This is a genomic window from Acidiphilium sp. PA, from assembly GCF_026191915.1.
In the GTDB taxonomy this organism is placed as follows: Bacteria; Pseudomonadota; Alphaproteobacteria; order Acetobacterales; family Acetobacteraceae; genus Acidiphilium.
The window spans coordinates 1-3,072 of the sequence record NZ_JAIMBY010000071.1; the positions used below are offsets into that span (position 1 = coordinate 1).

At 58.1% G+C, this 3,072-nt stretch carries 5 protein-coding genes; 3 read left to right on the top strand and 2 right to left on the bottom strand.

The window, feature by feature from the left end; all coding sequences use genetic code 11:
- Positions 1-126: 126 nt before the first annotated feature.
- Together AruPA_RS21500 and AruPA_RS21505 are read left to right on the top strand one after the other, a co-directional pair.
- Positions 127-654, top strand: coding sequence for a hypothetical protein (locus AruPA_RS21500; protein ID WP_265638771.1), 528 nt, complete (start codon positions 127-129; stop codon positions 652-654).
- Between the two features lie 409 nt (positions 655-1,063).
- The gene (locus tag AruPA_RS21505; protein WP_265638772.1) at positions 1,064-1,321 is read left to right on the top strand and encodes a hypothetical protein; all 258 of its coding nucleotides are present in this window, start codon (positions 1,064-1,066) and stop codon (positions 1,319-1,321) included.
- On the opposite strand, the gene AruPA_RS21510 is transcribed toward AruPA_RS21505, so the two are convergent.
- Positions 1,322-1,534: a helix-turn-helix domain-containing protein gene (locus AruPA_RS21510; protein ID WP_322784420.1), complete on the bottom strand. Its 213-nt coding sequence runs from the start codon at positions 1,532-1,534 to the stop codon at positions 1,322-1,324. It abuts the gene before it with no gap.
- A gap of 476 nt (positions 1,535-2,010) precedes the next feature.
- Positions 2,011-2,526: a GNAT family N-acetyltransferase gene (locus AruPA_RS21515; RefSeq protein ID WP_265638773.1), complete on the bottom strand. Its 516-nt coding sequence runs from the start codon at positions 2,524-2,526 to the stop codon at positions 2,011-2,013.
- Positions 2,527-2,621: 95 nt separating this feature from the next.
- On the opposite strand from AruPA_RS21515, the gene AruPA_RS21520 reads away from it, so the two are divergent.
- Positions 2,622-2,924: a BrnA antitoxin family protein gene (locus tag AruPA_RS21520; protein ID WP_265638774.1), complete on the top strand. Its 303-nt coding sequence runs from the start codon at positions 2,622-2,624 to the stop codon at positions 2,922-2,924.
- Positions 2,925-3,072: the final 148 nt, after the last annotated feature.

Genomic DNA, 3,072 nt, shown 5'->3' on the forward strand with positions numbered 1-3,072 from the left:
GCATGCTCTATGAATTGATCCCGAACATGCCGAAGCACCGGCTACTGCCCCTGATGCGGCGGTTCACGGAAATGCTGCGCAGCAGCGGCATATTCGGCAATTCCATGCCGGCTACGTAATGAGGGGATGAGTGAGGTCTCCACCAACCTTGCTGAAATCCAGGCGACCCGCGGTGAATATCAAGCTGCGATTGAGCTGGCGATGTGCAATGCAGTGCAGAACCGGTCCCGCCGCGATTGGTATCGTCTTGCTTACGACCTCACGAATCTGACGAGCTATTGCCTATTGGCGGCGGACAATAGGGCCGCATCCGGTGCGGCGCGCGAGGTATTGCCATTGGTCGCGGAATTGGACGATCAGCAAGCATCGGTCATCTTTGCTGACAGCCTTGCTTTACTGGCGGCGCGGGCCGGAGCGCTGGAGATGGCGGCTTCACTCAAGGGCTATGAGGAGCATTACTATGTCTCGAACGAGCAGACGCGAGAAACGATTGAGCGGCGCGTGCATGAGGCGCTGAAGGGGTTGTTTGCGGCGGCTGAAGCGGATGGAACCTTATCGGGCGCAAAACGCGTGCAGCTTATGCAAGCCGGAGCAGAAATGACGGCGGAAGCAATGCAGCAACTCGGACGCACGGTGTTGGCGAAGATCGGCTGAGCCAAGGTGCAGGGATTACTGGATGGCGGATTCAAGTTTCGTAGCGAACACCACCGTGCGGCCCGATGGAATAGGGTTGGTGGATGATACGTTTGCGACGGGCGCTGACGGTGATTGATCGTAAGCTGATCGAGGTTAGGCAGCAGGATTGTTGGGGCGTGGTGCAGATTGCAGCTGCCTTGGAGCGCTCGCCGAGTGTCACATCGGGTGAGCTGGCGCGTCATAGCACCTGCAGGACGAGGAAGACCACGCCACCGACATGCAGGATCTGCTCGCCTGAACGGATCATGCGCGATTGATAGCGCCCCCGAAACGAGTTATGTGACGCCAATCACAGAACGCAGGACATGAAATGACTATGAATGCCTGGACGGCGACATGATCGCCCTCCATCAGAAAGGCATTCGACATGTACAACGATTATCGCCACATCGTCCTCGCGGAACCCAAGGCAACCGCGGTTACATCGCTCGGCGCGACCGACCACGAACTCGCCAGTTTCAACAAGCCTGGCAAACATTCCAAACTTCGCGAACTGGCCTCGAATGTCGTTCCCGCCCTGCCATTCGTGGCAGCCATCTTGCTGGTCATGGGTTTCGCAATCGCGGCCTACCCGCTCATCGTCCACGATCTGCCGGTGTTTCTTGCACAAAGCCCGCTCGGTTGATCATGCCACCGGCGAGATCGACGATACCAGTGCCGCCAGCCGGGCACGATCGAGAATGGTGATCCGCCCTGGCGACAGGGCGATCAGCCCCTGCATTTCAAGGTCCCGCAACCGCCGGTTCACCGTCTCACGCGCCGACCCGACCACGCGGCCCAGCGCACTCTGCGTAATATCGATCCGCGCCAGCTGTCGGCCTACGCTTAAAGCTGAGATTTTCCTGGTTCAGCGACTTTGTCATTTAACTTGAGACACGGGGATGCTAGGCGTTTCAAGATAACAGTTAATGGGGAGACTCGCTGTAATCGACACCTACGCTCAGCTTGGTTACGCCACGTCACTCTGATCCGAACCGCCTGTCCCCACGCCATCCTGACACCCTCCGAGATCTTCGGCGATCAGGGAATCACCTTTATGGGCTTATGGCTAGATATTTCAGAGACGGCACACTAGGCGGCATTATATGCTGTCAGTCTGGCGCCATGGTGGCGCCTTGGAAGGAGGGGAATATGCCTTATGTCCATGTCGTGGCGATATCGAACGCGCTATACCGCGCCGATCCCCCCCCCCCCGCTGCATTCACGGCTGAGGTTCAGGATGATCGCCCCGCCCGATCTGTTCGTAAACCTGCCACGCCAGATCGAGCGGCAAGCTCGAACAGGCCTTAGTTTATACCGCAATCTGGCGCGTCGTCACAAAGGCATCTCCAGCTTGACCAAGACCAAATCGCCGCGAAGCGGTCGACCTACACGCGGGTCGTGATAGGGGAATGGTTCAGTCTCACCGGTCCGCACAAAGCCCCGCCGCTCATACCAGGCGATCAGCTCTTCCCGGAGGTTGATGACGGTGATGCGGAGCGTCCACACATTCGCAGCGCGTGCCCGACGCGCGATCTCGTCCAGGAGCCGACGGCCCCACCCGCAACCCTGTTGTGCGGCTTTGACAGCGATCGACGCGACATACCAAGCGCCATCATCCTCGGGGGTGATCCGTGCGCACGCGACGATTGGACTGTCGTCGCGCTCTTTGGCGATCAGATACCGGCCGCCCTCCATCTCGCTGGTGAGCGACGCGCTGTCGGTGCGCGGGCCTTCTAGCAAGCGGCGCTCGTCCGTCCATCCCGGCTTGTCGCCGGGGTTCCGGTAGGCTGCGTTAATGAGCTCAACCAGTTCCAATATGTCGGCGGCGGTCGCGTCGCTGAATATCACCTGGCTCTCCTTGGTTTTTGATTTCCGCTGAGAGCCTGATCCTACCACACAGGATGAGATTGGCCGCATGATCAGCGCCCGGAAGGCGACAGCTCATGAAAGGAAAGCCTATGAAGAAGGGGACTTCTAAGTTGATCGAACCGCAGAAGGCCGAGCTTGAAGCTTTGGCCGCTTTGCCGGACGGTCAGATCAATATGCAGGTGATCCCTGAGCAAAGGGATTGGAATAGTGCCCAGCGCGGGGTGTTTTTTCGACCGGTGAAACAGCAAATCACATTGCGGCTCGATGCCGACTTGATTTTCTGGTTCAAGACGCGGATCGGCGACGGCTATCAAGCCAGTATCAACAATGCCCTGCGTGAATATATTGCGCTCCATTCCCGTGAGACTCAACCATGAGTGTGATCGCCGTCTAGTGCACTGACTCATTCGGATGGTTCAGGGATTTGAGCGAGCTTTTCGAAGATTGAGGCTGGGGTTGCGGTCCAGAGGAATGGCTTGGAATTCTTGTTGTGCGCCTTGATGTAGCGCTTGATAGCGTCTTCGA

Coding starts and splice junctions, on each gene's coding strand:
- AruPA_RS21500 (WP_265638771.1), top strand. CDS start 127: ATGAGTGAGGTCTCCACCAACCTTGCTGAAATCCAGGCGACCCGCGGT.
- AruPA_RS21505 (WP_265638772.1), top strand. CDS start 1,064: ATGTACAACGATTATCGCCACATCGTCCTCGCGGAACCCAAGGCAACC.
- AruPA_RS21520 (WP_265638774.1), top strand. CDS start 2,622: ATGAAAGGAAAGCCTATGAAGAAGGGGACTTCTAAGTTGATCGAACCG.